This window comes from Bradyrhizobium archetypum, from assembly GCF_013114835.1.
Taxonomy (GTDB): Bacteria; Pseudomonadota; Alphaproteobacteria; order Rhizobiales; family Xanthobacteraceae; genus Bradyrhizobium; species Bradyrhizobium archetypum.
In genome coordinates, this window is the sequence record NZ_JAAVLW010000003.1 from 760,688 (window position 1) to 783,722 (window position 23,035).

The 23,035-nt window shown below is 62.7% G+C and carries 25 protein-coding genes and 1 tRNA gene; 12 read left to right on the forward strand and 14 right to left on the reverse strand.

All coding sequences use genetic code 11. From position 1 onward, the window contains the following. Positions 1–966 (reverse strand): thioredoxin-disulfide reductase, encoded by a 966-nt coding sequence (trxB, locus tag HCN50_RS12215; RefSeq protein WP_171709872.1) that lies wholly within the window; start codon positions 964–966, stop codon positions 1–3. 280 nt (positions 967–1,246) lie between these two features. Between trxB and HCN50_RS12220 the strand changes: the two genes are divergently transcribed. Beyond that, complete coding sequence (locus tag HCN50_RS12220; protein WP_171709873.1) at positions 1,247–1,726, forward strand: Lrp/AsnC family transcriptional regulator; 480 nt, start codon at positions 1,247–1,249, stop codon at positions 1,724–1,726. 104 nt (positions 1,727–1,830) lie between these two features. Here HCN50_RS12220 and HCN50_RS12225 read toward each other — a convergent pair whose 3' ends face one another. The 5 genes from HCN50_RS12225 to HCN50_RS12245 form a co-directional block, all read right to left on the reverse strand. Continuing rightward, on the reverse strand, positions 1,831–2,241 hold the full coding sequence (locus HCN50_RS12225) for a DoxX family protein (RefSeq protein ID WP_171709874.1): 411 nt from the start codon (positions 2,239–2,241) through the stop codon (positions 1,831–1,833). A gap of 466 nt (positions 2,242–2,707) precedes the next feature. Then, positions 2,708–3,181 (reverse strand): transcription elongation factor GreA, encoded by a 474-nt coding sequence (greA, locus tag HCN50_RS12230; protein ID WP_171709875.1) that lies wholly within the window; start codon positions 3,179–3,181, stop codon positions 2,708–2,710. A gap of 220 nt (positions 3,182–3,401) precedes the next feature. Then, complete coding sequence (gene carB, locus HCN50_RS12235) at positions 3,402–6,866, reverse strand: carbamoyl-phosphate synthase large subunit (protein WP_171709876.1); 3,465 nt, start codon at positions 6,864–6,866, stop codon at positions 3,402–3,404. A 221-nt stretch (positions 6,867–7,087) separates the two neighbouring features. Next, positions 7,088–7,163: transfer RNA gene (locus HCN50_RS12240), tRNA-OTHER, on the reverse strand. A gap of 80 nt (positions 7,164–7,243) precedes the next feature. After that, entirely contained in the window at positions 7,244–7,948 is a 705-nt protein-coding gene (locus HCN50_RS12245; protein ID WP_171709877.1) for a class I SAM-dependent methyltransferase, read from the reverse strand. Positions 7,949–8,070: 122 nt separating this feature from the next. Between HCN50_RS12245 and HCN50_RS12250 the strand changes: the two genes are divergently transcribed. Continuing rightward, positions 8,071–8,604: a Dps family protein gene (locus tag HCN50_RS12250; RefSeq protein ID WP_171709878.1), complete on the forward strand. Its 534-nt coding sequence runs from the start codon at positions 8,071–8,073 to the stop codon at positions 8,602–8,604. A 145-nt stretch (positions 8,605–8,749) separates the two neighbouring features. Here HCN50_RS12250 and HCN50_RS12255 read toward each other — a convergent pair whose 3' ends face one another. The 3 genes from HCN50_RS12255 to carA form a co-directional block, all read right to left on the reverse strand. After that, positions 8,750–8,941 carry a hypothetical protein gene (locus HCN50_RS12255; protein ID WP_171709879.1) on the reverse strand — a complete coding sequence of 64 codons (192 nt, stop codon included), beginning with the start codon at positions 8,939–8,941 and terminating at the stop codon, positions 8,750–8,752. Positions 8,942–9,056: 115 nt separating this feature from the next. Further along, positions 9,057–9,581, reverse strand: a complete 525-nt coding sequence (locus HCN50_RS12260; RefSeq protein WP_171709880.1) for a hypothetical protein — start codon at positions 9,579–9,581, stop codon at positions 9,057–9,059. A gap of 331 nt (positions 9,582–9,912) precedes the next feature. Then, a complete protein-coding gene (gene carA, locus HCN50_RS12265; protein ID WP_171709881.1) occupies positions 9,913–11,103 on the reverse strand; it encodes a glutamine-hydrolyzing carbamoyl-phosphate synthase small subunit in 1,191 nt (396 codons plus the stop codon). 307 nt (positions 11,104–11,410) lie between these two features. Here carA and HCN50_RS12270 point away from each other — a divergent pair, with 307 nt between their 5' ends. Further along, positions 11,411–11,866 (forward strand): GatB/YqeY domain-containing protein, encoded by a 456-nt coding sequence (locus tag HCN50_RS12270; protein WP_171709882.1) that lies wholly within the window; start codon positions 11,411–11,413, stop codon positions 11,864–11,866. 127 nt (positions 11,867–11,993) lie between these two features. Here HCN50_RS12270 and HCN50_RS12275 read toward each other — a convergent pair whose 3' ends face one another. Further along, positions 11,994–12,218: a hypothetical protein gene (locus HCN50_RS12275; protein ID WP_171709883.1), complete on the reverse strand. Its 225-nt coding sequence runs from the start codon at positions 12,216–12,218 to the stop codon at positions 11,994–11,996. Positions 12,219–12,256: 38 nt separating this feature from the next. Next, on the reverse strand, positions 12,257–12,538 hold the full coding sequence (locus tag HCN50_RS12280; protein ID WP_171709884.1) for a hypothetical protein: 282 nt from the start codon (positions 12,536–12,538) through the stop codon (positions 12,257–12,259). A gap of 488 nt (positions 12,539–13,026) precedes the next feature. On the opposite strand from HCN50_RS12280, the gene folE reads away from it, so the two are divergent. From folE to HCN50_RS12310, 6 genes are all read left to right on the forward strand, one after another. Then, positions 13,027–13,644 carry a GTP cyclohydrolase I FolE gene (gene folE, locus HCN50_RS12285; RefSeq protein WP_171709885.1) on the forward strand — a complete coding sequence of 206 codons (618 nt, stop codon included), beginning with the start codon at positions 13,027–13,029 and terminating at the stop codon, positions 13,642–13,644. A 21-nt stretch (positions 13,645–13,665) separates the two neighbouring features. Then, positions 13,666–15,192, forward strand: a complete 1,527-nt coding sequence (locus HCN50_RS12290; RefSeq protein ID WP_171709886.1) for an FAD-dependent oxidoreductase — start codon at positions 13,666–13,668, stop codon at positions 15,190–15,192. Positions 15,193–15,330: 138 nt separating this feature from the next. Further along, on the forward strand, positions 15,331–16,941 hold the full coding sequence (locus HCN50_RS12295; RefSeq protein ID WP_171709887.1) for an acyl-CoA synthetase: 1,611 nt from the start codon (positions 15,331–15,333) through the stop codon (positions 16,939–16,941). Between the two features lie 19 nt (positions 16,942–16,960). Continuing rightward, positions 16,961–17,431, forward strand: a complete 471-nt coding sequence (locus tag HCN50_RS12300; protein WP_171709888.1) for a MarR family transcriptional regulator — start codon at positions 16,961–16,963, stop codon at positions 17,429–17,431. Between the two features lie 81 nt (positions 17,432–17,512). Beyond that, positions 17,513–17,881, forward strand: coding sequence for a nuclear transport factor 2 family protein (locus tag HCN50_RS12305; RefSeq protein WP_171709889.1), 369 nt, complete (start codon positions 17,513–17,515; stop codon positions 17,879–17,881). Between the two features lie 2 nt (positions 17,882–17,883). After that, positions 17,884–18,321, forward strand: coding sequence for a hypothetical protein (locus HCN50_RS12310; protein ID WP_171709890.1), 438 nt, complete (start codon positions 17,884–17,886; stop codon positions 18,319–18,321). A gap of 74 nt (positions 18,322–18,395) precedes the next feature. Here the strand turns inward: HCN50_RS12310 and HCN50_RS12315 are convergent, their stop codons facing one another. Next, entirely contained in the window at positions 18,396–18,926 is a 531-nt protein-coding gene (locus tag HCN50_RS12315; protein WP_210264877.1) for an SRPBCC family protein, read from the reverse strand. Next, positions 18,919–19,233 carry an ArsR/SmtB family transcription factor gene (locus HCN50_RS12320; RefSeq protein WP_171709891.1) on the reverse strand — a complete coding sequence of 105 codons (315 nt, stop codon included), beginning with the start codon at positions 19,231–19,233 and terminating at the stop codon, positions 18,919–18,921. Before HCN50_RS12320 ends, HCN50_RS12315 begins: the two co-directional genes overlap by 8 nt. A 119-nt stretch (positions 19,234–19,352) precedes the next feature. Here HCN50_RS12320 and HCN50_RS12325 point away from each other — a divergent pair, with 119 nt between their 5' ends. The 3 genes from HCN50_RS12325 to HCN50_RS12335 all read left to right on the forward strand — a co-directional run bounded on the left by HCN50_RS12325 (position 19,353) and on the right by HCN50_RS12335 (position 22,105). Continuing rightward, the gene (locus HCN50_RS12325; protein WP_171709892.1) at positions 19,353–20,798 is read left to right on the forward strand and encodes an LVIVD repeat-containing protein; all 1,446 of its coding nucleotides are present in this window, start codon (positions 19,353–19,355) and stop codon (positions 20,796–20,798) included. An 11-nt stretch (positions 20,799–20,809) separates the two neighbouring features. Next, the gene (locus HCN50_RS12330) at positions 20,810–21,364 is read left to right on the forward strand and encodes a hypothetical protein (RefSeq protein ID WP_171709893.1); all 555 of its coding nucleotides are present in this window, start codon (positions 20,810–20,812) and stop codon (positions 21,362–21,364) included. Positions 21,365–21,487: 123 nt separating this feature from the next. Then, on the forward strand, positions 21,488–22,105 hold the full coding sequence (locus HCN50_RS12335) for a LysE family translocator (RefSeq protein ID WP_171709894.1): 618 nt from the start codon (positions 21,488–21,490) through the stop codon (positions 22,103–22,105). 78 nt (positions 22,106–22,183) lie between these two features. Here HCN50_RS12335 and HCN50_RS12340 read toward each other — a convergent pair whose 3' ends face one another. Next, positions 22,184–22,972 carry an N-formylglutamate amidohydrolase gene (locus HCN50_RS12340; protein ID WP_171709895.1) on the reverse strand — a complete coding sequence of 263 codons (789 nt, stop codon included), beginning with the start codon at positions 22,970–22,972 and terminating at the stop codon, positions 22,184–22,186. Positions 22,973–23,035 lie beyond the last annotated feature (63 nt).

The window sequence follows — 23,035 nt, forward strand, 5'->3', positions numbered from 1 at the left end:
CTATTCAGCCGCAGCGCGATCGCTCGCGCGCAAAGCCAGGAAACGTTCGGCCTCAAGCGCCGCCATGCAGCCAAGGCCGGCGGCCGTGACCGCCTGCCGGTAGGTCTCATCGGCAACGTCGCCGGCGGCGAACAGGCCGGGCATCGAGGTCGCGGTCGAGTTCGGCGCCACCTCGACATAGCCGGAGGTTTTCAGCTTGATTTGGCCTTTGACGAGATCGGTCGCCGGCGCGTGGCCGATGGCGATAAAGACGCCGTCGGCCGGCACTTCCTTCAGCGCGCCGGTCTTGACGTTCTTCAGGCGCACATGGGTGACCTTGGTCGGGTTCTCGGTGCCGCAGATCTCGTCGATCGCCGAGTCCCAGGCCACCTTGATCTTGGGATTCTTGAACAGGCGGTCCTGCAGGATGCGCTCGGCGCGGAAATGGTCGCGGCGATGCACGATCGTCACCTGGGACGCGAAGTTGGTCAGGAACAGCGCTTCCTCGACCGCGGTGTTGCCGCCGCCGACCACGATCACTTCCTTGCCGCGGTAGAAGAAGCCGTCGCAGGTCGCGCAGGCCGAAACGCCGAAGCCCTTGAATTTTTCCTCCGAGGGAATGCCGAGCCAGCGCGCCTGGGCGCCGGTGGCGAGGATCACCGTCTCTGCCAGATAGACGTCGCCGCTGTCGCAGGTCAGCCGGAACGGGCGCTGCGCTAATTCGAGCTTGTTGACGAAATCGGTGACGATCTTGGTGCCGACATGGGCGGCCTGCTTCTCCATTTGCTCCATCAGCCAGGGGCCCTGGATCACGTCGGCAAAGCCCGGATAGTTTTCGACGTCGGTTGTGATGGTGAGCTGTCCGCCGGGCTGGATGCCCTGGATCAGCACCGGCTCCAGCATCGCACGCGCCGCGTAGATCGCCGCGGTGTAGCCGGCTGGGCCGGAACCGATAATGACGACCTTGGCATGGATAGGCGCAGGCATCGGCGGATCCCTCTCTTATTCGGGGCTTTGTCTTGACTGAGCAGAAAGCGCCCGGGAGGAGGTCGCGGCGGCGCTGAAAGTGTCAAATCCAAGTCTAAGATATCTGGGTAGCTATGCAAGAATTGCAATTCATCCCAGCGAATTTTCCCCGGAACTGAATTCACAATTGCGAAAAGTGACGCCGAACGCGCAATAAAATTGCGCAAGTCACATGGCGTGCGCTAAGAGAGTTGCCAGTAAGGCCTGCCAAGCGGCCGCAGAATTAGGGAATCCGACGCGCGTGTCGAAGAATCTTGACGAAATCGACCTCAAAATCCTGGCCGAGATTCAGGCCGATGGCCGAATCACCAACGTGGAACTGGCCAAACGCGTCGGCATTTCCCCGCCTCCCTGCCTGCGCCGGGTCCGCACCCTGGAGGAAGAGGGCTACATCCAAGGCTATCGTGGGCTTCTGGATCCGCGCCGGCTCGGCTTCGACGTCACCGTGTTTGCGTCCGTCCATCTGTCCAGTCAGGCGGACGCGGATTTGCGCGCGTTCGAGGATTTCGTCCGGGGCGAGCCCCTGGTGCGGGAATGCTGGATGTTGTCGGGCGAGGTGGACTTCATCCTCAAATGCGTCGCGCCTGACATGGCGACGTTCCAGGATTTCGTCACGCACCTGACGGCGGCGCCGCACGTGCGCAATGTCAGGACGTCATTGGTGCTGCACAATTCAAAATATGAAGCGGCGGTGCCGCTCGATGCGAAGGCGGTGGGCTAGTCATTCCGGGGCGCGAAGCGAACCCGGAATCTCGAAATTCCGGGTTCGATGCTTTCGCATCGCCCCCGAATGACGAGTTTGCGTAAGCAGCGCTCGTTTTCGTCTCACTTCTTCCGCATCGCGTCGACGCTGATCGGCCCGCCGCCGGCGGTCGACAGATACAGGCAGGCGAAGCAGAACAGGATCGCAGCCGTGCCGCCATTGAGCAGCGGCAGGAACACCGGCTTGGCCGGATCCTTGAACATGTGGCCGATGAAATAGGCGAAGGCCATTTCACCGGACAGGATGAACGCCGTGATGCGCGTGAACAGGCCGATCATCAAGAGCGCGCCAAGCACCAGTTCGAGCGCGCCGGCCGTCGTGATCAGCGGCGGGATGTTGGCGAAATAGGGAAGCACCGGAAACTTGAAGATCTTGGCGACGCCGTACTGAAACAGCAGCAGCCCGGTAATGAAGCGAAACAGGCTCAGCGCGGTCGGCTCCCATTTCGCGAGCACCTTGTCGAATTGGTCCATGTCATTGTCCCCCTGGTTGGCACGCTAGAACTAGCGTCACGAGATTACACGGTGTTGTCGAATCACGTGTGATGCCGACACAACACCTTCGAAATTGAATCATTCCCCTTCACGTCGCCGTTTCGCGACGTGGTCGCGATTGCAGCGCAACAAGATGTCGCTCCGGCGGCTTGGAGCCCGTCGCTCATCGCCGTGGAACGACGAGATTTCGCGGCCGATCCGGTTAGTTATATTCTATAACCATTAGCCGGGATCGGATATTCCGAAACGTGCCGCATCACCATTCACAATCCTGTCAGCACGGCAGCAAACAAAAAAGCCGCGTCGAGAAAGCGGCTTTGTCGCAACAGTAGCTTGCAGGTGACTACAGCACGATCCGGAAAGGTCGTTACCGGTTTTCCGAAGAGATCATGCTCTGGTCAGAGAGATGGAGCGGGATGACGATTCCAACAATCGCCATCGCGCGCTAGCGCCACTCGACCTTGGTGATCTCGTAAGCCTTGGCGCCGCCGGGTGCCATCACTTCGACGGTGGTGCCCTTTTTCTTGCCGATCAGGGCGCGGGCGAGCGGCGAAGTGATCGAGATGCGGCCCTTCTTGGCGTCGGCCTCGACTTCGCCGACGATCTGCCACACCGCCTTCTTCTCGGTGTCCTCGTCGACCAGCGTGACGGTCGCACCGAACTTGACGGTGTCGCCGGACAGTTTCGAGATGTCGATGATGTCGGCGCGCGCGAGCTTGTCTTCGAGCTCGGCAATGCGGCCTTCGTTGTGCGACTGCTCTTCCTTGGCTGCGTGATATTCCGCATTCTCGGACAGGTCGCCATGCGAGCGCGCCTCGGCAATATGCTCGATGATGCGCGGACGCTCCACCGACTGGCGCTGCTTCAGCTCAAGCTCCAGGGCGGCATAGCCGCTCGCAGTCATCGGAACCTTATCCATCATCTCTTCCGTCCTTCCATCATGCGGGCTCGCCCGGGGGCGCCAGCGCGCACGAGGTCTTTCTAGATTTCGATTCGGGCTTTCGTGGCCCCGATATGAGCCCGCCAGCCTATTAATTTTTCGGCCCCGTCGGGGGCCGATTCAACATGCAAACGAGCGGTGAGTTCCAGCCATACGGCCGTCTTGCCAATCGCTTAGCGGGCATTTACCCGGCCAACGATCAGTTTTCGGAAAAGTAGCTCTGCAACGTGCGGACCTCAAGGTCCCCGCCCAGATAGGCGCGGATGCCCTGGGCGGCGGCCACAGCACCTGAAAGAGTGGTGTAATACGGCACTTTATGCAAGAGGGCAGCCCGCCGCAGCGAACGGCTGTCGGCCAGCGCCTGCGGCCCCTCGGTGGTGTTGAAGACGAGCTGGATGTCGCCATTGGTGATGGCATCGACGATGTGCGGCCGTCCTTCCAGCACCTTATTGACCTTCTCGGTCGGAATGCCCTTGTCGGTCAGGAAGCGCTGCGTGCCCGAAGTCCCCATCACCTTGAAGCCGAGCGAGTGCAACAGCCGGACCGCGTCCGCGATGCGGGTCTTGTCGGTCTCGCGCACCGAGACGAACACGGTGCCCTTGCGCGGCACGCGGGTGCCGCCGCCGAGCTGACTTTTGGCAAAGGCAATCTCGAACGAGCGGTCGATGCCCATGACTTCGCCGGTCGAACGCATTTCTGGACCCAACACGGTATCGACGCCGGGAAAGCGCGCGAAGGGGAAGACCGATTCTTTCACGCCGACGTGGCCGAGCCGCTTTTTCTTCAGCTTGAAGTCGGCCAGCTTCTCGCCGGCCATGATGCGGGCGGCGATCTTCGCCACCGGCGTGCCCACGACCTTGGCGACGAACGGCACGGTACGCGAGGCCCGCGGATTGACCTCGAGTACGTAGATCTCGCCGTCCTTGATCGCGTATTGCACGTTCATCAGGCCGACGACGTCGAGGCCGAGCGCGAGCTCGCGGGTCTGGCGTTCGAGCTCCTCGATCATCTTTGCATCCAGCGAATGCGGCGGCAGTGAACAGGCGGAATCGCCGGAGTGAATGCCGGCTTCCTCGATGTGCTCCATGATGCCAACGATGAAGGTGTCCTTGCCGTCGCAGAGGCAATCGACGTCGACCTCGGTGGCGTCGGAGAGATAGCGGTCGAACAGCAGCGGGTTCTTGCCGAGCACCGTGTTGATCTGCCCGGTCTTGTCGTTGGGGTAGCGCGCCTTGACGTCGGCCGGCACCAGCTCGGGCAGCGTGCCGAGCAGATAATCGTCGAGCTGGGTTTCCTCGCGGATGATCTGCATCGCACGGCCGCCCAGCACGTAGGACGGGCGCACCACCAGCGGCAGACCGAGATCGGCCGACACCAGCCGCGCCTGCTCGACCGAATAGGCGATGCCGTTCTTGGGCTGCTTTAACCTGAGCTTGTCGAGGACGCGCTTGAAGCGGTCGCGGTCCTCGGCGAGGTCAATGGCGTCGGGCGAGGTGCCGAGGATCGGCACCTCGGCGGCTTCCAGCGCGCGCGCCAGCTTCAGTGGGGTCTGGCCGCCGAACTGCACGATCACGCCATGCAGCGTGCCGTTCTTCCGTTCGGTGTCGACGATTTCCAGCACGTCCTCGGCGGTGAGCGGCTCGAAATAGAGGCGGTCAGCGGTGTCGTAGTCGGTCGACACCGTCTCCGGATTGCAGTTGACCATGATGGTCTCATAGCCGGCATCGTCGAGCGCGAAGCAGGCATGGCAGCAGCAATAGTCGAACTCGATGCCCTGGCCGATCCGGTTCGGGCCGCCGCCGAGGATGATGACCTTCTTGCGGTCGGACGGGGCGCTCTCGTCGGCAAGGGCGCCGGCGAAGGGCGCTTCATAGCTCGAATACATATAGGCGGTCGGGGAGGCGAATTCGGCGGCGCAGGTGTCGATGCGCTTGAAGACGGGGCGGACGCCGAGCGCGTGACGCTTCGCGGTGATCTCGGCTTCGGTGGAGTCGGACAGCACGGCAAGCCGTGCGTCGGAAAAGCCCATCGCCTTCAGCATGCGCATGCCATAGCCGTTCGGCGGCAGGCCGTGCTTCCTGATCTTCGCTTCCATGTCGATGATGCCGCGCATCTCGGCGAGGAACCAGGGATCGATCTTGCAGGAATTGAAGATCTCCTCGTTCGACCAGCCGAGCCGCATCGCCTGCGCCACCTGCAGGATGCGGTTCGGCGTCGGCGTGCCCAAGGCTGCGCGGATCGCATTCTTGTCGTCGCCGCGGCCGAGCCCCTCGATTTCGATCTCGTCGAGGCCGGTGAGGCCCGTTTCCAGCCCGCGCAGCGCCTTCTGCAGGCTCTCCTGGAAGGTGCGGCCGATCGCCATGACTTCGCCGACCGATTTCATCGAGGTCGTCAGCGTGGTAGAGGCGCCGGGGAATTTTTCGAACGCAAAGCGTGGAACCTTGGTCACGACATAGTCGATGGTCGGCTCGAACGAGGCCGGTGTGGCGCCGCCGGTGATGTCGTTGGCGATTTCGTCGAGCGTGTAGCCGACCGCGAGCTTGGCGGCGACTTTTGCGATCGGAAAGCCGGTGGCCTTTGAAGCCAGCGCCGAGGAGCGCGACACGCGCGGGTTCATCTCGATCACCACCATGCGGCCGTCATCGGGATTGACGCCGAACTGCACGTTGGATCCGCCGGTTTCCACCCCGATTTCGCGCAGCACCGCGATCGAGGCGTCGCGCATGATCTGGTACTCTTTGTCGGTCAGCGTCAGCGCCGGCGCCACCGTGATGGAATCGCCGGTGTGCACGCCCATCGGATCGAGGTTCTCGATCGAGCAGACGATGATGCAATTGTCCTTCTTGTCGCGCACCACCTCCATCTCGAACTCTTTCCAGCCGAGCACAGATTCCTCGATCAGCACTTCGTTGGTCGGCGAAGCGTCGAGGCCGCGTTCGATGATGTCGAGGAACTCTTCCTTGTTGTAGGCGATGCCGCCGCCGGTGCCGCCCATGGTGAAGGAGGGGCGGATGATCGCGGGCAGGCCGATTTCGGACAGCGCCATCAGCGCTTCGCCGAGCGCGTGCTCCTGGTAGCGCTTGCGGCGCTCGTTTTCGCCGAGCGTCCATTGCCGCTCAAGTTCGTCGAGCGCCTCGCCGGAGAGCTTCTCACGTTCGGCGAGGTATTTGTCGCGGTAGGACTTCTTCAGCGCCGAAGCGTTGGCGAGCCGCGATTTCGGCGTCTGCAGGCCGATCTTCTCCATCGCGTTGCGGAAGAGCTGACGGTCTTCGGCCTTGTCGATGGCGTCGGCGGTGGCGCCGATCATCTCGACATCGAACTTGTCGAGCGTGCCCTGGCGGCGCAGCGACAGCGCGCAGTTCAGCGCGGTCTGGCCGCCCATGGTCGGCAGCAGCGCAAAGCCGCCCGGGATGACATAGCGTTCCTTCTCGATGATCTTGGCGACGATTTCGGGCGTGATCGGCTCGATATAGGTCGCATCCGCCAGTTCCGGGTCGGTCATGATGGTGGCCGGATTGGAATTGACGAGGACGATACGATAGCCCTCTTCCTTCAGCGTCTTCACCGCCTGGGTGCCGGAATAGTCGAATTCGCAGGCCTGGCCGATCACGATGGGGCCGGCGCCGATGATCAGGATGGTGGAGATATCGGTTCTTTTGGGCATCAGCTCTCAGACTGGAAATCGGGCACAAAAAAAGGGCGCGCATGCTGCGCGTCCCCTAAGCCAAGAGCGCGGGTCACCCTCGCGCGCGGGGTGGTCTTTAGACCAGATTCCGCACCCGCGAAACCCCCAAAAACGGGCCATCAACGGGGAAATTCAGGGATTTGGCGCTCGGTTCGCCTTTGCTCTGCGAGCTATGGCGGGACAGCCTTCGCAGCGAAGGCTGGAGGCCCGGCCTGGATTTGAACCAGGATAAAGAGCATTGCACTGCTCCCGCGTCGACGCTTCCGCCACCGGGCCACGGCGATCATCGCCGATCACGGCGGGGTGAACCATCCTTACTGCGTTTTAGGGTTAACAACCTTAGGGCGCGCCGCGCCTCAATTGCGTTGGAAAGCGTGCCGCGCCACGAAGGTCATCCGCCACGGATTGTGGCCGACGTTCTGGTGCGCGCGCGAGGCGGCAAATCCGGCGGCGGCGAGCTTATCGATCATCTCGCGCTCGCTGTAGCGCTGCAGCCCAACGCGCGTGCGCAACTGCCGGTAATCCGACAGCGCCGTACTCGCAAGTCCGTAGAGGGCGTCCTTGAGGAAGCCGTGGGAGCGTGCAAATTTCAAGAGCGCCAGCACGTCCCGGAGCATGCCGACCTCGGGGCGCAGGATGTCGCCGAGCACCAGGCGGCCGTTCGGCTTCAACAGCCGGCGAATGACGGCAAACGCCGAATCCAGTTCCTCCGCCGTCATGTATTGCGCGACCGAATTCATCACGACGAGATCGACCGAGGTTTCCGCCATTCGCGTCAGATCCTCGAGCGAGCGGACGCGGATCTTGGTGTTCGGCGCGAAGCGCGCGATCAGCCGGCCACGGACGCCGGGTGCCGGTTCGGCCAGATAAAGCTTGCCGCAGGCGTCGGCAACGCTGGCTGCGGACAGTGCCTCGCCGCAGGCATAGTCGAGCACCACGGCATCGGGGGAGGCGATGTAGCCGATGATGTCGCGCGCGATGAGCTTAAAATGCAGGTCGCGGTGCAGCTTGCTCGCATAAATCGTATGCGTGGAATCGTAATAGTCGATCCATTCATCCATGCGTGCAGCGCCCAGCAAGCCTGCGGTTCCGGTATCGGAACCGGCGTTAACGTGATGCGTTAGGTCGTCCGGCGGTCAATGTCCACTGCCGCCGCTGTCGGTTCCTAACAGGAAGGTGCAACGTGAGCAAAACCAACAACAAATCCGAGAAGGTATCCCCCGACCTCGACACGCCGACCGACCTGGCTCCGGCTGCGGTAGAGAAGATTTCGGCGTCGCTCAATGTCCTTTTGGCGGACGCCTTCGCGCTTTACCTGAAAACGAAGAACTTCCATTGGCACGTCAGCGGACGGCATTTCCGCGATTATCACCTGCTGCTCGACGAACAGTCGGAAGCGATCTTCGCCACCACCGACCAGATCGCCGAGCGGGTGCGCAAGCTCGGCGGCATTACGTTGCGTTCGATCGGCCAGATCGCCAAGCTGCAGACCATCCAGGACAACAACGAGGCCTATGTGCCGCCGCGCCAAATGCTGCGCGAACTGATGGAAGACAACAAGAAAATGGCGTCGGCGATGCGCAAGGCGCACAAGCTCGCCGACGACAATGAGGACAGGGGCACGGCCCAATTGCTCGAACTTTTCATCGACGAGACCGAGCGCCGCACCTGGTTCCTGTTCGAGGCCAGCCGCCAGGAAGGCGCCAACGCGGCGTGACGCTGCGTAGGGCGGGCTAGTAGAAGTGTAACCCCCCATTCTCGCGGGGTGGATTACGCTGCACTAATCTGCCCTGCGATCCCTCCGGTTGCCGCACATATGCGCGCCCGCGCAAAGAAAGTGCTGCGCGATCTCGATAGCCAACTTAAGCGTATCTACGCCCGATCGCTTCTATGATGCGATGCGGCTCGCCATCATCGGTGCCGTCGGTCGAGCCGATCTGTGCGGTGGTCGATTCACTGTCGCGCATCCTGGAATGCATCAAGACGCTGTGCGCGACCGTTCCGAACGGGCCGATCCGCGAGAAGCTGGAGATCGAACGCGCAAATCTCGTCATCGACTTTTCGTCGCGCGGATCGCGGCGATGCGGGTTTCGTCAAGCGAGTCGGCGCCGGATGCTGTGGCCAAGAACAACTTCGCGCGCGCGAGGCGCGGGATGACGGCATCCTATCTCATCGTTTCCACAGCCGGACCAGCGGCCCATCTTCGCCGCGCACCGGATCGGTCTTCGGCAGCTTCACTTCCGGGATCGTCTTCAGCGCCTTGGCGTGGTTCTCCGGTGTCGGCCGCGTGATCTGCATCGGCGGTCCCGGCGGATAGGCGCCGACCACGCAAAAATCGGGGCTTGCGAACACGCATTGATGCCCGGTGCCGGCAGGCAGGATGGCGACGTCGCCAGGCGTAATCTCGAGTTCCTTGCCGCTGTGACCGCCGAACCGGACGCGCGCGCGACCGCGGGCGACGCCGAGCGCCTCGTGCACCGTGGCATGGTAGTGCACATAATCATAAACGCCGTTGCGCCACATCGCGCCCCAGCCATTGGCGCCGAACAGCCCCTCGATGGTTTTTTCCGGGTGATCGTTCGCAACATCGACCGCGCCCTTGTAAACCAGGAACGGCAGAGGATTGTTGGGCACGAGGCCGTCGTCCTCGAAGACGAAGGTGATGGGTTCGATATCGGCGCTGACAACGGACATCGTGGCTCTCCGCAGTGCGTAGGTGGGCAAAGCGAAGCGTGCCCACCATTGTGAGCGTGGCACGACATGGTGGGCACGTCGCTAACGCTCCTTTGCCCGCCTACAATTCTACGATTCCAACCGACTTTAGCGCCTCACGTTCCCTTCGGAATCTCGAAAACCGGGCGCGTGGTCGTGCCCGTATTCGGACAGCCGTCATGCCCGACCCTCCATCACTCTTCAAAGATGGATGGCCGGGTCCCGGCTACGCCAAGGCTTTGCCGGGCACTCTAGTGTTAGGCCGGCGTAGCTTCAGCGAAGCCGGCAAGCCCGGCAATGACAAGTGAGCGTCCTAGGCCCGCTTCCTCTGCCGCATCAGGTCCGCAAACCGCTTGAACAGATAGTGCGAGTCGCGCGGGCCGGGCGAGGCTTCCGGATGGTACTGCACCGAGAACACCGGCTTGCCCTTGAGCTCGATGCCGCAATTGGAGCCGTCGAACAGCGAGACGTGGGTCTGCGTCGCGCCCTCCGGAAGTGTGTCCTGGTCCACGGCAAAGCCGTGGTTCATCGAGGTGATCTCCACCTTGCCGGTGGTCTCGTCCTTGACCGGATGATTGGCGCCGTGATGGCCCTGATGCATCTTTTTCGTCTTGGCGCCGACGGCCAGGCCCAGCATCTGATGACCGAGGCAAATGCCGAAGGTCGGCGTGCCCGACGCGATCACCTCACGGATGACCGGCACGGCATATTTGCCTGTGGCGGCCGGATCGCCCGGGCCGTTGCTCAAGAAAACGCCGTCCGGCTTCATCGCCAGAATGTCTTCGGCCGACGTCGTCGCCGGCACCACCGTGACCTTGCAGCCTTCGCCGGCGAGCAGGCGCAGAATGTTGCGCTTGATGCCGTAGTCGATCGCGACCACATTGAACTCCGGCTCGCTCTGGCGGCCAAAGCCTTTCTGCCAGGCCCAGGGTGTCTCGTCCCAGGTGAAGCGTTGGCCGGATGTCACCATCGGCACCAGGTCCATGCCCTCGAGGCCCGGCCATTCGCGCGCCTCTTCCTTCAGCCCGTGCAGATCGAACTCGCCGGTCTTCGAATGGGCGATCACCGCGTTCGGCATTCCCTTGGAACGGATCAGCGCGGTGAGCGCACGGGTGTCGATGCCGGAGAGGCCGATGATGCCGCGGGCACGCAGCCACTGGTCGAGATGGCGCGTGGCGCGGTAGTTCGATGGATTAGTGATGGCGGTGCGCAGGATCACGCCGCGCGCGCCAGGCGTCGCCGCCATGTTCACCGTCTCGATATCCTCGTCGTTGGTACCGACATTGCCGATATGCGGGAAGGTGAAGGTGATGAGCTGGCCGGCATAGGAGGGATCGGTGAGGATCTCCTCATAGCCGGTCATCGCGGTGTTGAAACAGACCTCGCCGACGGCGTGGCCTTCCGCGCCGAGGCCAAAGCCCTCCAGCACGGTACCATCGGCAAGCACGAGGAGCGCGGTCGGCTTGTGGTCCGGCCAGGCTGAGGCGTTTTCAGATGTTGTCATGAGCGCACTTCATAGTCGCAAGCGCCCCCGCGCGTCAAAGCCGGAAGGGCACGAAAACGGGGGATTCACATGCGTTTACCGCATGTTTGACCGCCGGTTCTGTCGGTCTCGCGGTTTTGGGGCCAAATCGGCCGGAATCGGACGGCTCGGCTTAACCAATCCGAGCGTGCCCGCGCTTTGCTGCCTCGTCGAGCCGCCGGCACATCACCCCGATGCCAGTGGCGCGGCCGGCGCAGCCCCTATATAGACGCGGAATCTTCCGATAGACCAAGGGCCTTCCGGCGGCACCATTTTCAGTGAGGCAACCATGCTGCGCGACGACATCAACAACGCGGTCAAGGAGGCTATGAAGGCCAAGGACGAGCGCAAGCTCTCCACGCTGCGCATGGTCAATTCGACCATCAAGAACGCCGACATCGACGCGCGCGGGCAGGGCAAGCCGCCACTCTCCGATGCCGATCTGCTTGGCCTCTTACAGAAGATGATCAAGCAGCGCCAGGAATCGGTCGAGCTCTACGACAAGGGCGGCCGCGCCGAGCTTGCCGCGCAGGAGCGCGAAGAGATCGCCGTCATTTCCGCCTATCTGCCCAAGCAGATGTCCGACGACGAGGTGGAGGCTGCGATATCGGCCGCGATCGCCGAGACCGGCGCCGCCGGCATGAAGGACATGGGCAAGGTGATCGGCGTGCTGCGCGCTAAGTTTGCCGGCCAGATGGATTTCGGCAAGGCCAGCGGCATGGTGAAGGCGGCGCTGTCAGGCTAGTTTTGCCGAGGGCATGTACTCGCGCATAGGCGGGACGGGAAGCCGCTTGCGCCGGGCGCAGCGGGCCAATTCTGCTCCACCCGAGTTGTTCGGATCTTGGCCCAACTGGACTCCGAGGATTCACGCATTACGCGGCGCGTTGCTTCGCTGATTTTTCCTCCGTGATGGTCGCGGTTTCATCGAGCGCCTTTTCGTAGTTGCCCGCAAACCTCTCGATGCTGTCGGCCCACATCCTCAGCATCCAGACCTGAAAGTGCATGATGGGCCGTAAGGCATCCATGCCGATTGTTGTCGCCGTGATGCGGCTCTGCGCATCGTGTGCGAAGCGGTTAACGTTGGCGGAATCTGCCATGCTGCTGGCTCCCTCTGCTCTACGTGTATGACCCCCAACTAGGTCCCGGCCGGCGCACTTCGTGACTTCAAACACTCGGCCAGAGCCTGATCTGCCGCTAGTCTCGCACTTCGATCGTCATGTAATTCGTCGAGCTTTTTCAAGTAGGCGACCGCCGCGATTTGCAAGAGACCGAAATCATAGTCGCCGGTGTCACAAAGATTGGAGACATAGCGATAAAGGGCGGAACGCCTGCTATCGTTCTCACTGATGCTGCTGTCTCGCAGCAGGTAGTTCCGCCAAGCGAACGCACATGCACCCTCTACGGCCTGAGAAGTCATGGGCACCTCCCAAAGGTCGAGAAAGACCGGCGAGCCGTTTCGTTCCGCGACTTTCTGGGGATGTAATGCTGTTCCGTCGCTGCGCCGCACGAGGGTTACGCGGGGGTGATGTCAGTGCTGCTGCTGGCGTGCATAACGCAATCGGTCTCGCAGCTGTGCCTAGGGAACGTCGCCGAGCCGGTCGTCGTTCGGATTTGCACTCGGATAGAAGCAGGCGCGCACTGCACAACGGCAAGAGCCGTGAGCCCGAGATGTACGATCAAGGCCCTGGACATCGACGGCCCGAGGGCGATCCCCCGCGTGCCAATTCATCATGAATGATCCTCGGACCGACGCGCGACCCTTTGGCTAGCTTCTGAGCACAGCGGACATCAAACGCCCTCGACTTTTCTAAAGTGCGCGCCCGAGTTTTCCCGGGAACCTTTCTGCCGACGCCCCATCCAACGGGTTCAAGCTCGTGAATGCACGCGTCGTGGAAAGGCCTCTCGATGAATCCGAATGTACATGCGCTGGATCGCGCAAGGGCACGGCCGTCCGAAACCCCAAGGCCAGATAGAGCCGAGGTCGAAGCGGCGGTACGCACCATCATCCGATGGACCGGCGAAAACCCCGATCGCGACGGGCTGCGCGAGACCCCGGCGCGGGTCACGCGCGCGTTCGAGGAATTCTTCTCCGGCTATGCTCAGGATCCGGTCGAAATCCTGAGGAAGACTTTTGAGGAGCTCGAAGGCTATGACGAGATGATCGTGCTGCGCGGCATTAGGTTCGAAAGCCATTGCGAGCACCACATGGCGCCGATCATCGGCCAGGCCTGGGTAGCCTATATTCCGAACGGCCGCGTGGTCGGGATCAGCAAGCTGGCGCGGGTCGTCGATGTCTATGCCAGGCGTTTGCAGATCCAGGAAAAGATGACCGCGCAGATTGCCAACACCATCAATGACGTGCTGGAACCGCAGGGCGTTGGCGTCATTATCAAGGCATCGCACCACTGCATGACGACGCGCGGCGTGCACAAGCCGGACACCGATCTCGTCACCAGCCGCATGCTCGGCTGCTTTCGCGACAACGCGCTGACCCGCCAGGAATTTTTGGGAATGGCGAGCTAGCATTCCGCAGCGGAGGAAGAGATGGCTGACCAGCAAGCGCCACCCGCCGGTCCCGATCTTTCGAAGGGTGTCACGCCGTCCGAATTCGCGGGCCAGATGTTGCTCGGCCATGTCGGCGACGAAGAAGTCCTGCTGGTGCGTTCGGGACCGGAGATTTATGCGATCGGCGCGCATTGCACCCATTATCACGGGCCGCTAGCCGAAGGCCTCGTGACCGGCGATGGCATCCGTTGTCCCTGGCATCACGCCTGCTTCGATTTGCGCACCGGCGAAGCCGTCCGGGCGCCGGCGCTCAGCCCGGTCACCGTTTGGAAGGTCGAGCTGCAGGGTGACCGCGTTTATGTTCGCCAGAAGCGTGAACAGCCTAAGCCACCAGTCAAGCACGTCACCGACGCGCCCGGCCAAATCGTGATCGTCGGCGGCGGCGCAGCGGGATTTGCCGCTGCCGAGATGCTGCGGCGTAAGGAGTTTGCCGGCAGCATCATCATGCTGAGCAACGACGCTGCGGCTCCCGTCGATCGGCCGAACCTGTCGAAAGACTATCTCGCCGGCAGCGCGCCGGAGGATTGGGTGCCGCTGCGGCCGGATGATTTCTACACCGAGGCGAAGATCGACCTCCGGCTCAACACCGAGGTCATGTCCATCGACACCAACGCACGCCATGTCGTCACGGCAGGCGGCGAGACTATTCGCTACGACCGTTTGCTGCTGGCGACCGGTGCGGAGCCGGTGCGGCTGCCGATACCTGGCGCGGACCAGCCCCATGTTCACCTATTGCGCTCGCTGGCCGATTCCCGCGCCATCATTGCATCGGCCGCCGGCGCGCGCCGCGCGGTTGTGATCGGGGCGAGCTTTATCGGACTTGAGGCCGCGGCCTCGTTGCGCGCCAGGAATGTCGAGGTCCACGTCGTCGGCCTGGAGCAGCGGCCGATGGAGCGGGTGCTGGGGCCTGAGCTCGGCGACTTCGTTCGTGCCCTGCATGAGGAGCACGGCGTCATCTTCCATCTCCGCGACACCGTAACCGCGATCGACGGCAAGCGGGCAACGCTGAAGAGCGGCAGTGCGATCGAGGCCGATATCGTGGTGGTCGGCGTCGGCGTGCGCCCCCGGCTTGAATTGGCCGAGAAGGCGGGGCTGGCGATCGATCGCGGCGTCGCCGTCAATGCCTATCTGGAAACCAGCGTGCCCGGCATCTACGCCGCCGGCGATATCGCGCGCTGGCCCGATCCGCATTCGCTTGAGACCATTCGTGTCGAACATTGGGTGGTGGCCGAGCGTCAGGGCCAGACCGCCGCGCGAAACATGCTGGGGCAGCGTGAACCGTTCCACGCGGTGCCGTTTTTCTGGAGCCAGCACTACGATGTGCCGATCAATTATGTCGGTCACGCCGAGAAGTGGGATGAAATCACCGTCGATGGCGATATCGCCGGCAAGGATTGCCTGCTGCAGTACAAGAGCAAGGGCCGCGTACTGGCCGTCGCCTCGATCTATCGGGACATCGCAAACCTCGACGCGGAGCTTGCGATGGAGAAGGCGCGGTCTCCTTAAAAATCAGGCCACAAAAGGTCGCCCCACGTCATGCCCGGGCTTGTCCCGGGCATCCACGTCTTTAAAACTGGCAATAAGCAGGAAAGACGTGGATGGCCGGGACGAAGCCCGGCCATGACGAGAGGAAACGACCGGCCCATGCTCACCGAAGCCTCAACCTACGACGAGCTCTACCGCAACTTCCGCTGGGACATCCCCGCGCGCTTCAACATAGCGACCGCGTGCTGCGACCGCCATGCCGACGGCTCCGGCCGGCTGGCGCTGATCTATGTCGACGAGAATGGCAGCACTACGCGCACCTCGTTCGACGAGATCGCGGAGATGTCGTGCCGGTTTGCGAACGTCTTGAAGGCTGACGGCCTCTCGCGCGGCGATCGCATTGCCGTGTTCCTGTCGCAATCCCTTGAATTGCCAATTGCGCACCTCGCGGCGTTCCGTTCCGGAATGATTTCCATTCCTCTGTTCGCGCTGTTCGGCGAGGACGCGCTGGAATTCCGGTTGTCGAACTCCGGCGCACGGGCCATCATTACCGACGAAAGCGGGTGGGAGAAGCTCTCGAAGATCCGCGACCGACTGCCCTATCTTCAGGCTATCTATGTCACGACCAGCAACGCGCACGCTGGCGCGAAGCCGTTCTGGCCGGCGATCGAGGAGGCGGACGAGGTGTTTCCTACCGTCGATACCTCGTCCGACGATCCCGCGCTGATCATCTACACCTCCGGCACCACGGGCAATCCGAAGGGCGCGCTGCATGCCCACCGCGTCGTGCTCGGCCATCTGCCGAATGTCGAGATGTGCCACAACTTCCTGCCGCGGCCGGGCGATCTGATGTGGACGCCGGCCGACTGGGCCTGGATCGGCGGGCTGATCAACGCGCTGCTGGCATTCTGGTATCACGGCATTCCGCTGGTCGGCCATCGCGCGCGCAAGTTCGAGCCGCAGGCGGCGATGGCGATGATGGCGGAGCTTGGTATCCGCAACACCTTCCTGCCGCCGACCGCGCTGAAACTGATGCGTCAGGCCAACGTGAAAAATCCCGGCGTCAAGCTGCGCAGCATTTTTACCGGCGGCGAATCGCTCGGTGGCGAGTTGCTCGGCTGGGTGCGCGAGACCTTCGGCATCGATGCGCATGAAGTGTTCGGCCAGACCGAATGCAATCTCGTGATCGGCAGCAATTCGAACCTGTTTCCGATCCGTCCCGGCGCGATGGGCAAGGCGACGCCGGGCTTCGACGTCCGCGTGGTCAACGATCACGGCGAGGAATTGCCGCGCGGGCAGCGCGGCATCATCGGCGTGCGCCAGCCGTGCCCCTGCACCATGATCGAATATTGGAAGAATCCGGAAGCGACCGCGAAGAAATATGCCGGCGAGTTTCTCCTGACCGGCGATCTCGGCGTGCAGGATGAGGACGGTTATTTCTGGTATGTCAGCCGCGAGGACGACGTCATCACTACCGCCGGCTATCGCGTCGGCCCGTCCGAGATCGAGCATACGCTGATGAAGCATCCGGCGGTGGCGATGGCGGCGGTGGTCGGCATCCCCGATCCGATCCGCACCGAATCGATCAAGGCCTGGATCGTGCTGCGGCCGGGCTTTGCGCCGAGCGATGAGCTGGCGCGCGAGATCCAGGAATTCGTCAAGGTGCAGCTCGCAGCCCACGAATACCCGCGCTTTGTGCAGTTCGCCGAGACGCTGCCGATGACGGCGACGGGGAAGGTGCTGCGGCGGGAGCTGCGGGCGCTGGGGTGATTTCGGCTTCGAGGGACGAATGAAGAAAGCTGCCAAGCGCGCTGCGGGCCTGCATCGCGCCTCGCTCACGAAGCTCCACGATTTGGACGCTGCGCTCGAGCTGATGTATTACGGCTGGCGCGGCATGACGCTCGCGGCCGACCAGTATCTCGCGACGCTTGGCCTGTCGCGCCCGCATCACCGCATTCTCTATGTCGTTGCACGACAGCCCGACATCTCGATTGGCGCGTTGATCGACGTGCTCGGCATTTCCAAGCAGGCTCTAAACCGGCCGCTCAACCTATTGCTGCAGCGTAACCTCCTGACATCGAAGCGTTCGGTCGAGCAGCACCGCACCAAATTGCTGCGTCTGACGGCGGAAGGGCAACGGATCGAACAGCGGGCGTCGGATTATGAGCGCAAGGTATTGCGCGCGGCGTTTGACCGCGTCGGCCAGACTGGGGCTGCCGCATGGATGGCTGTCATGGGGGCGATCGCCGACAACAACTGATCGTTCCTTAAGTCAACATAGTTGACGTGAGAAGTTTGCCGTGTCAGTCTTCCGGTCAGGTCACCGGGAGAGGAGCGAGGCATGGGCGGGCAGGCGATGGACAGGGCGGCGGCTGGACGCTTTGTCGAGGCGTGGCACGCGAACTGGTGCAAGGTCGATATCGATGCGGTCGTTTCGCACTTTGCCGATGGGGCCGAGATGCGCAGCCCTCTGGCGCTCAAATTGACAGGCTCTCCTGTGGTCGCGGGCGCCGAGAACATCCGTGCGTATTGGCGGAAGGCGTATGGCGACGTTGCGAGCGCAGATCTGAAAATCCTCAGCTGGAGCTGGGACGCTGCGATCGCGCGCCTGACGGTGTGGTGGCAACTGGGCGACACCCGCGCCAGCGAGTTTATGGACTTCGACAGCACCGGCCGTGTGGTGCGCAGCGAGGCGTTCTACGGAAAATAGCCATGCGCTTCTCGGACATCATCCTGCTTCTCAATGCGCTCTGGTTCGGCGGCGCTTTCATCCAGTTCAGCATCGCCCAGGGCAATACGCTGAAGATACTGGTGCCGCGCGAGGAGCGCGCAAATCCGATCGCGCCGACCCTGTCGGCCAGCGTTGCGTTTCTCGGCGGCATCAATCTACCGATCGGCCTGCTGTCGCTCTATCTGTTGGTGGCCCGGCCGGCCTTCTTTCAGGCGGTCGAAGCGCAGCTTGCGTTGTTCCTGTTCTTCGCCGCGTGTCACTTCAGCCAGTTTGCCTACAACCTTCCGGTCCTCATGCGCGGAGGACGCGTCGGGGTGGCTTATTGGCCGGTGCTGAGGGGACCGATGCTCAGGATTTTTGTCATCGATGCCACGCTGTTCGTGGCCAATGCGGTCGCGGCGATGGTATTGAGGTCATGACGGGGTAGACGCAAACTCCGACGTCGTCCCTGCGAACGCATGCGTTCGCGGGGACGACGAAAAACTGACGCCGCCTACGGCGTCCCGATGCCCAATTCCTTCAGCGCGGCCAGCATCCGTTCCGGCGGCTGCATCTGGATCGTCAGCGCCTGGCCGGTTTCCAGGAGGGTCTTCAGGCTCGACAGGATCGCCGGCCAGCCGGTGCGGCCACCCGACAGGATGTCATCGCTGATCTCCCGATCGTGCGATTGCAGCATCGTCAGCTTCACGACGTCGCCGGCCGGTTCGATCTCGTAGGTGACGAGCGTCGGCCCGAGCTTTTCGAGCAGCGCCGGCCAGTTGACGTTGAAGGTCACGGTCAGTTTCTTCAGCGGTTCGCACTCGATCACCTCACCCGAGATGTGCAGGGCGCCATCGGGCGTGCGCATGACGAAGGCGCCGCCGACCCTGAGATCGACCTCGACCGCCTGGCCGGAAAAATACTTCCGGGAAAACTCGGCTTGCGTCAGCGCCTCCCATACCTTCTCGGGCGCAGCAGCGATGTAGATCGTGTAGACGATCGCCGGCTTGAAGTTTTTGACGTCGATTTCATTGCGCTTACTCATCACGCTTCTCCAACTGCCGTTTCAACTCGCTGAGCGCGGCAAGTTTCCCGCGCTCGAATTTCTTGATCCAGCGTTCGCCGATCTGATGGATCGGGACCGGGTTGATGTAGTGCAGCTTCTCGCGGCCATGCCGGAGCGTGGTGACGAGGTTTGCCGCTTCGAGGATCCCAAGGTGCTTGGTGACGGCCTGCCGCGTCATGTCGAGGCCGTCGCAGAGTTCATTCAGCGTCTGTCCGTTTCTGGCGTGAAGCCTATCCAGCAGCGCGCGCCGCGACGCATCGGCCAGCGCTTTGAAGACCTCATCCATGCTCGAGATAATAGGCAACCAAATGGTTGCATGTCAATGGCGTGTGTTGGGTGCCACGGAGAGCTGTGTTATCGTGCACTCAGCCAACGCAGATTGGCCTTGAACAGTCGGGGTGGAACATGAGCGGTCGCCTCAAACTTGCAGCCGGGTTGTCGATCTTTTTTCTCGTGACCCCCGGGATCGCTTCCGCGCAGCAGCAAGTGATTGGCGCGCCGTCCGAAGCGCTCAACATGAAGCTGGTCGGAACCAGCGACCTGCAGGCGCGCAGCGCCTATCAGCCCACCATCCACCATCAGGGCGATCGCTGGATCGCCTATATCGGCCATCACGGCGGCAGCGACGAAATTCCGGCGCCGCTCAATCCGCAGACAGGCAAGGCGGAGCCGAACGGCACCTCAATCGTCGACGTCACCGATCCCTCGCAGCCGAAGTATCTGCGCCATCTGCCGGGCCAGGAAGGCAAGTACGAATCCGGCGGCGCACAGATGGTGCGGATCTGCGACGGCAAGTCCTTGCCGAAGGGCGATCGCAACGCGGTCTACATGCTCCGCACCTTCGGCGGCGAGGCGCACGAGATCTGGAACGTCGCCGATCCCGCCAAGCCCGTGCTGGTTACGCGGATTGCCGGACTAAAGGACACGCACAAGAACTGGTGGGAGTGCGACACCGGTATCGCGTTTCTGGTGTCAGGCGCGCCGGACTGGCGGACGCGCCGCATGACGCAGGTCTATGATCTCTCCGATCCCGCGCACCCGCAGAAGATCCGCGATTTCGGGCTGCCTGGCCAGGAGCCGGGTTCGACCGGCGCGGTGCCGACCGAACTGCACGGGCCGATCTCGACGGGGCCGTCCGGCAACCGGGTCTATTTCGGCTACGGCACCAACAAGGGCGGGATTTTGCAGATCGTCGATCGCGATAAACTGCTCAGCGGACCGAAGGAGCCGACCCCGGACAATCTGCGCCTGCCGGAAATTGCACGGCTGCCGATGTCGGCATTCAACGGCGCCCATACGACGTTTCCGATGCCGGGCATGCCGATTGCGGAATTCGCGCGCGACAAGGACGGCAAGACCCGCGACATCGTCATGATCGTCGACGAGGCGATCCTGAATGAATGCAACGAGCCGCGGCAGATGGTGTGGTTCGCCGACGTCACGGTCGAAAAGGCGCCGATGATGATCTCCAGCTACACCGTGCCGGAAGCGAGCGGGACGTTCTGCGAGCGGGGCGGGCGGTTCGGCGCGCACTCTTCCAACGAGAGCATGGCACAGGTCTACTACAAGAAGATGGCGTTCATCGCCTTCTTCAACGCCGGCGTTCGCGCGCTCGACATTCGCGATCCCTATCATCCCAAGGAAGTCGGCTATTTCATCCCGTCGATCACCGCAGCGACCGATAAGCGCTGCGTCAAGATCGACGGCAAGGATCGCTGCAAGGTCGCCATCCAGACCAACAATGTCGAAACCGACGAACGCGGCTACATCTACATCGTCGACCGCGCCAATACCGGCCTGCACATTCTCGAACTGACCGGCCCGGCGCGCGCGGTCGCCGGCCTGCCGTAAGGACAGCGGCGATGCGCCGATGGCCGATCGTTGCATTTGTCACCCTGGCACTCGGTATATTGTCCGGCGCTGCGGCCTATCAGCAAGCGGACCCGCGCCAGGACCAGCGGCACGCCGAATGGCACGAAATTGCCTGGCCGTTCCCGCGCGACGGCTGGCCGGCGGGGCGCGCCTTTCGTTGCCGCGGCGCGTCGTGTGGCGATGGCATCGAGATATACGTTCGGCCGAAACTCGGCTTCTGCAACTGCGACCGTGGCGTCGCGGACGACGAGGAAGTCGATCGTGTCGCCGATCTCGACCTGCTCAGCGAACGCTTTACTCCGATCCAGGCGGGCGATGTCATCAGTGTCGCCGATATGCCGGGACGTAGCCGCGCCTATGATCTCAAAGTGACCGACGGCGCGCGGCATGCCGCCATCGGCATCGCAGTGTCGCGCCGCTGCGACCTGCTGGTCGCAGTCGCGCATGGCAAGGGCGATGCGATGAGAGTGCGGCGGATGGCGCTGCAGCTGCTTGGCGAAAATGAAATGACACGGTGGATGAAGGCCGCGATAGAGGGGCAATGACAGTTCCCTTAACCGCGCCCCGCTTGCGGTGTAAAGAACGGGGAGAGGGAGCTAGAGTGCAGCTTCCATCTCTCGCTCCCGCATGCATAATGACGTAATCGCTCTCCCACCGAGTTCACCCCCATGTCCCTTCAGGTCTATCTCGCCTTCGTCGCCGCCTGCATTGCGCTCGCGCTGTTGCCGGGTCCTGTCGTCACGCTGCTGATCGCCAACGGGTTGCGGCACGGCACCCGCGCGGCGCTGATCAATTGCGCCGGCGTACAAACCGGCATGGCGATCATGATTGGCACCGTCGCGATCGGTCTGACCACGTTGATGGCGACCATGGGCTACTGGTTCGACTGGGTACGCTTTGCCGGCGCGGCCTATCTGATCTGGCTCGGTGTCAAATTGATCCGCGAGCCGGTCGAGGGCGTCAAGACCGACGAGCCGCCCCCGCCGCCACGCGGCGGATTTTTCCTGCAGGGCTTTCTGGTGCTGCTCTCCAACCCCAAAGTGCTGGTGTTCTTCGGCGCGTTCATTCCGCAGTTCATGGACATGGAGAAGCCCCACTTGCCGCAGGTGGCGCTGCTCGGCATCACCTTCATGGTGATCGCGGCTTCGACTGACGCGATCTACGCGCTGCTCGCCGGCCGGGCGCGAAAGTTCTTCTCCAAGCAGCGGACGCGCCTGGTGTCGCGCGTCTCCGGCGGCTTCATGATCGGCGGCGGCATCTGGCTGGCGCTGACGCGGGCGCGGTGATCTCTCAAGGCGCGGTTGAACCCGGCTCGTTTGGGGAAGGGAACGCAGCTCGTCTGCGGCGAGGCTTGCGATACAAACTCAAACCAACCGCAGCATCACCTCGATCTCGCGAAGAATCCGCGCCAGCCGCTCCGCCCAGGCGTTTTCGCCGGCGAAATCGGAGATCAGATCCTGGCGGATTTCGATCCCCGTGTTCATCAAGCCGCGCGCCTCGCCGTGGACCGGGATGGTGTAGTCTGTCTCGTCGCTGACCGCATAGGGCTCGTTGTCGCCGACCACGAGATCGCCCTCGGCACGCAGCAGTTTCAACAGCAAGGGCGGCAGATGCGTGTCGCGGTGATAGAGCGTGCCGATGTGCCAGGGCCGCGCGATTCCCGCATAGACCGGTGTAAAGCTGTGCAGCGATACCAATACCGTCGGCCTGCCGGCATTGCCGCGCTGGTCGATGATATCGTCGATGCGCCGGTGATAGGGATCGAAGATCTGCGCCCGCCTTGTCGCGGCGGTCTCGCGCGAAAGGCCTTCGTTGCCGGGAATCGTGGTCGCCTCGCTGATGAGCGGGATCGAGCTTGCGGCATGTGGCGGGCGGTTGCAGTCGATGACGAGCCGCGAGTAGCGCTGCACGATCAGATGCGCGTCGAGATGTTTTGAAAGCGCTTCGGCGACGCCGGCGATCCCGATGTCCCAGGCGATATGGCGCTCAAGCTCGCTCTCGGGCAGGCCGAGATCGCCGAGCAGGCGCGGGATCAGCCGTCCGTAATGGTCGCAGGTCAAAAGAAACGGCGAGCGCCCCTCGACGTTGAACTCGTGGACTGGCGGAACATCTGCGGCGCTGAGGAGGAGGGCGGGACCACCGGTATCGTTCAAGGCACTTCCCTGGAGCGTTGGCTATCGATCAGGCGTGTCGGAATCAATGATTGCCTGACGATG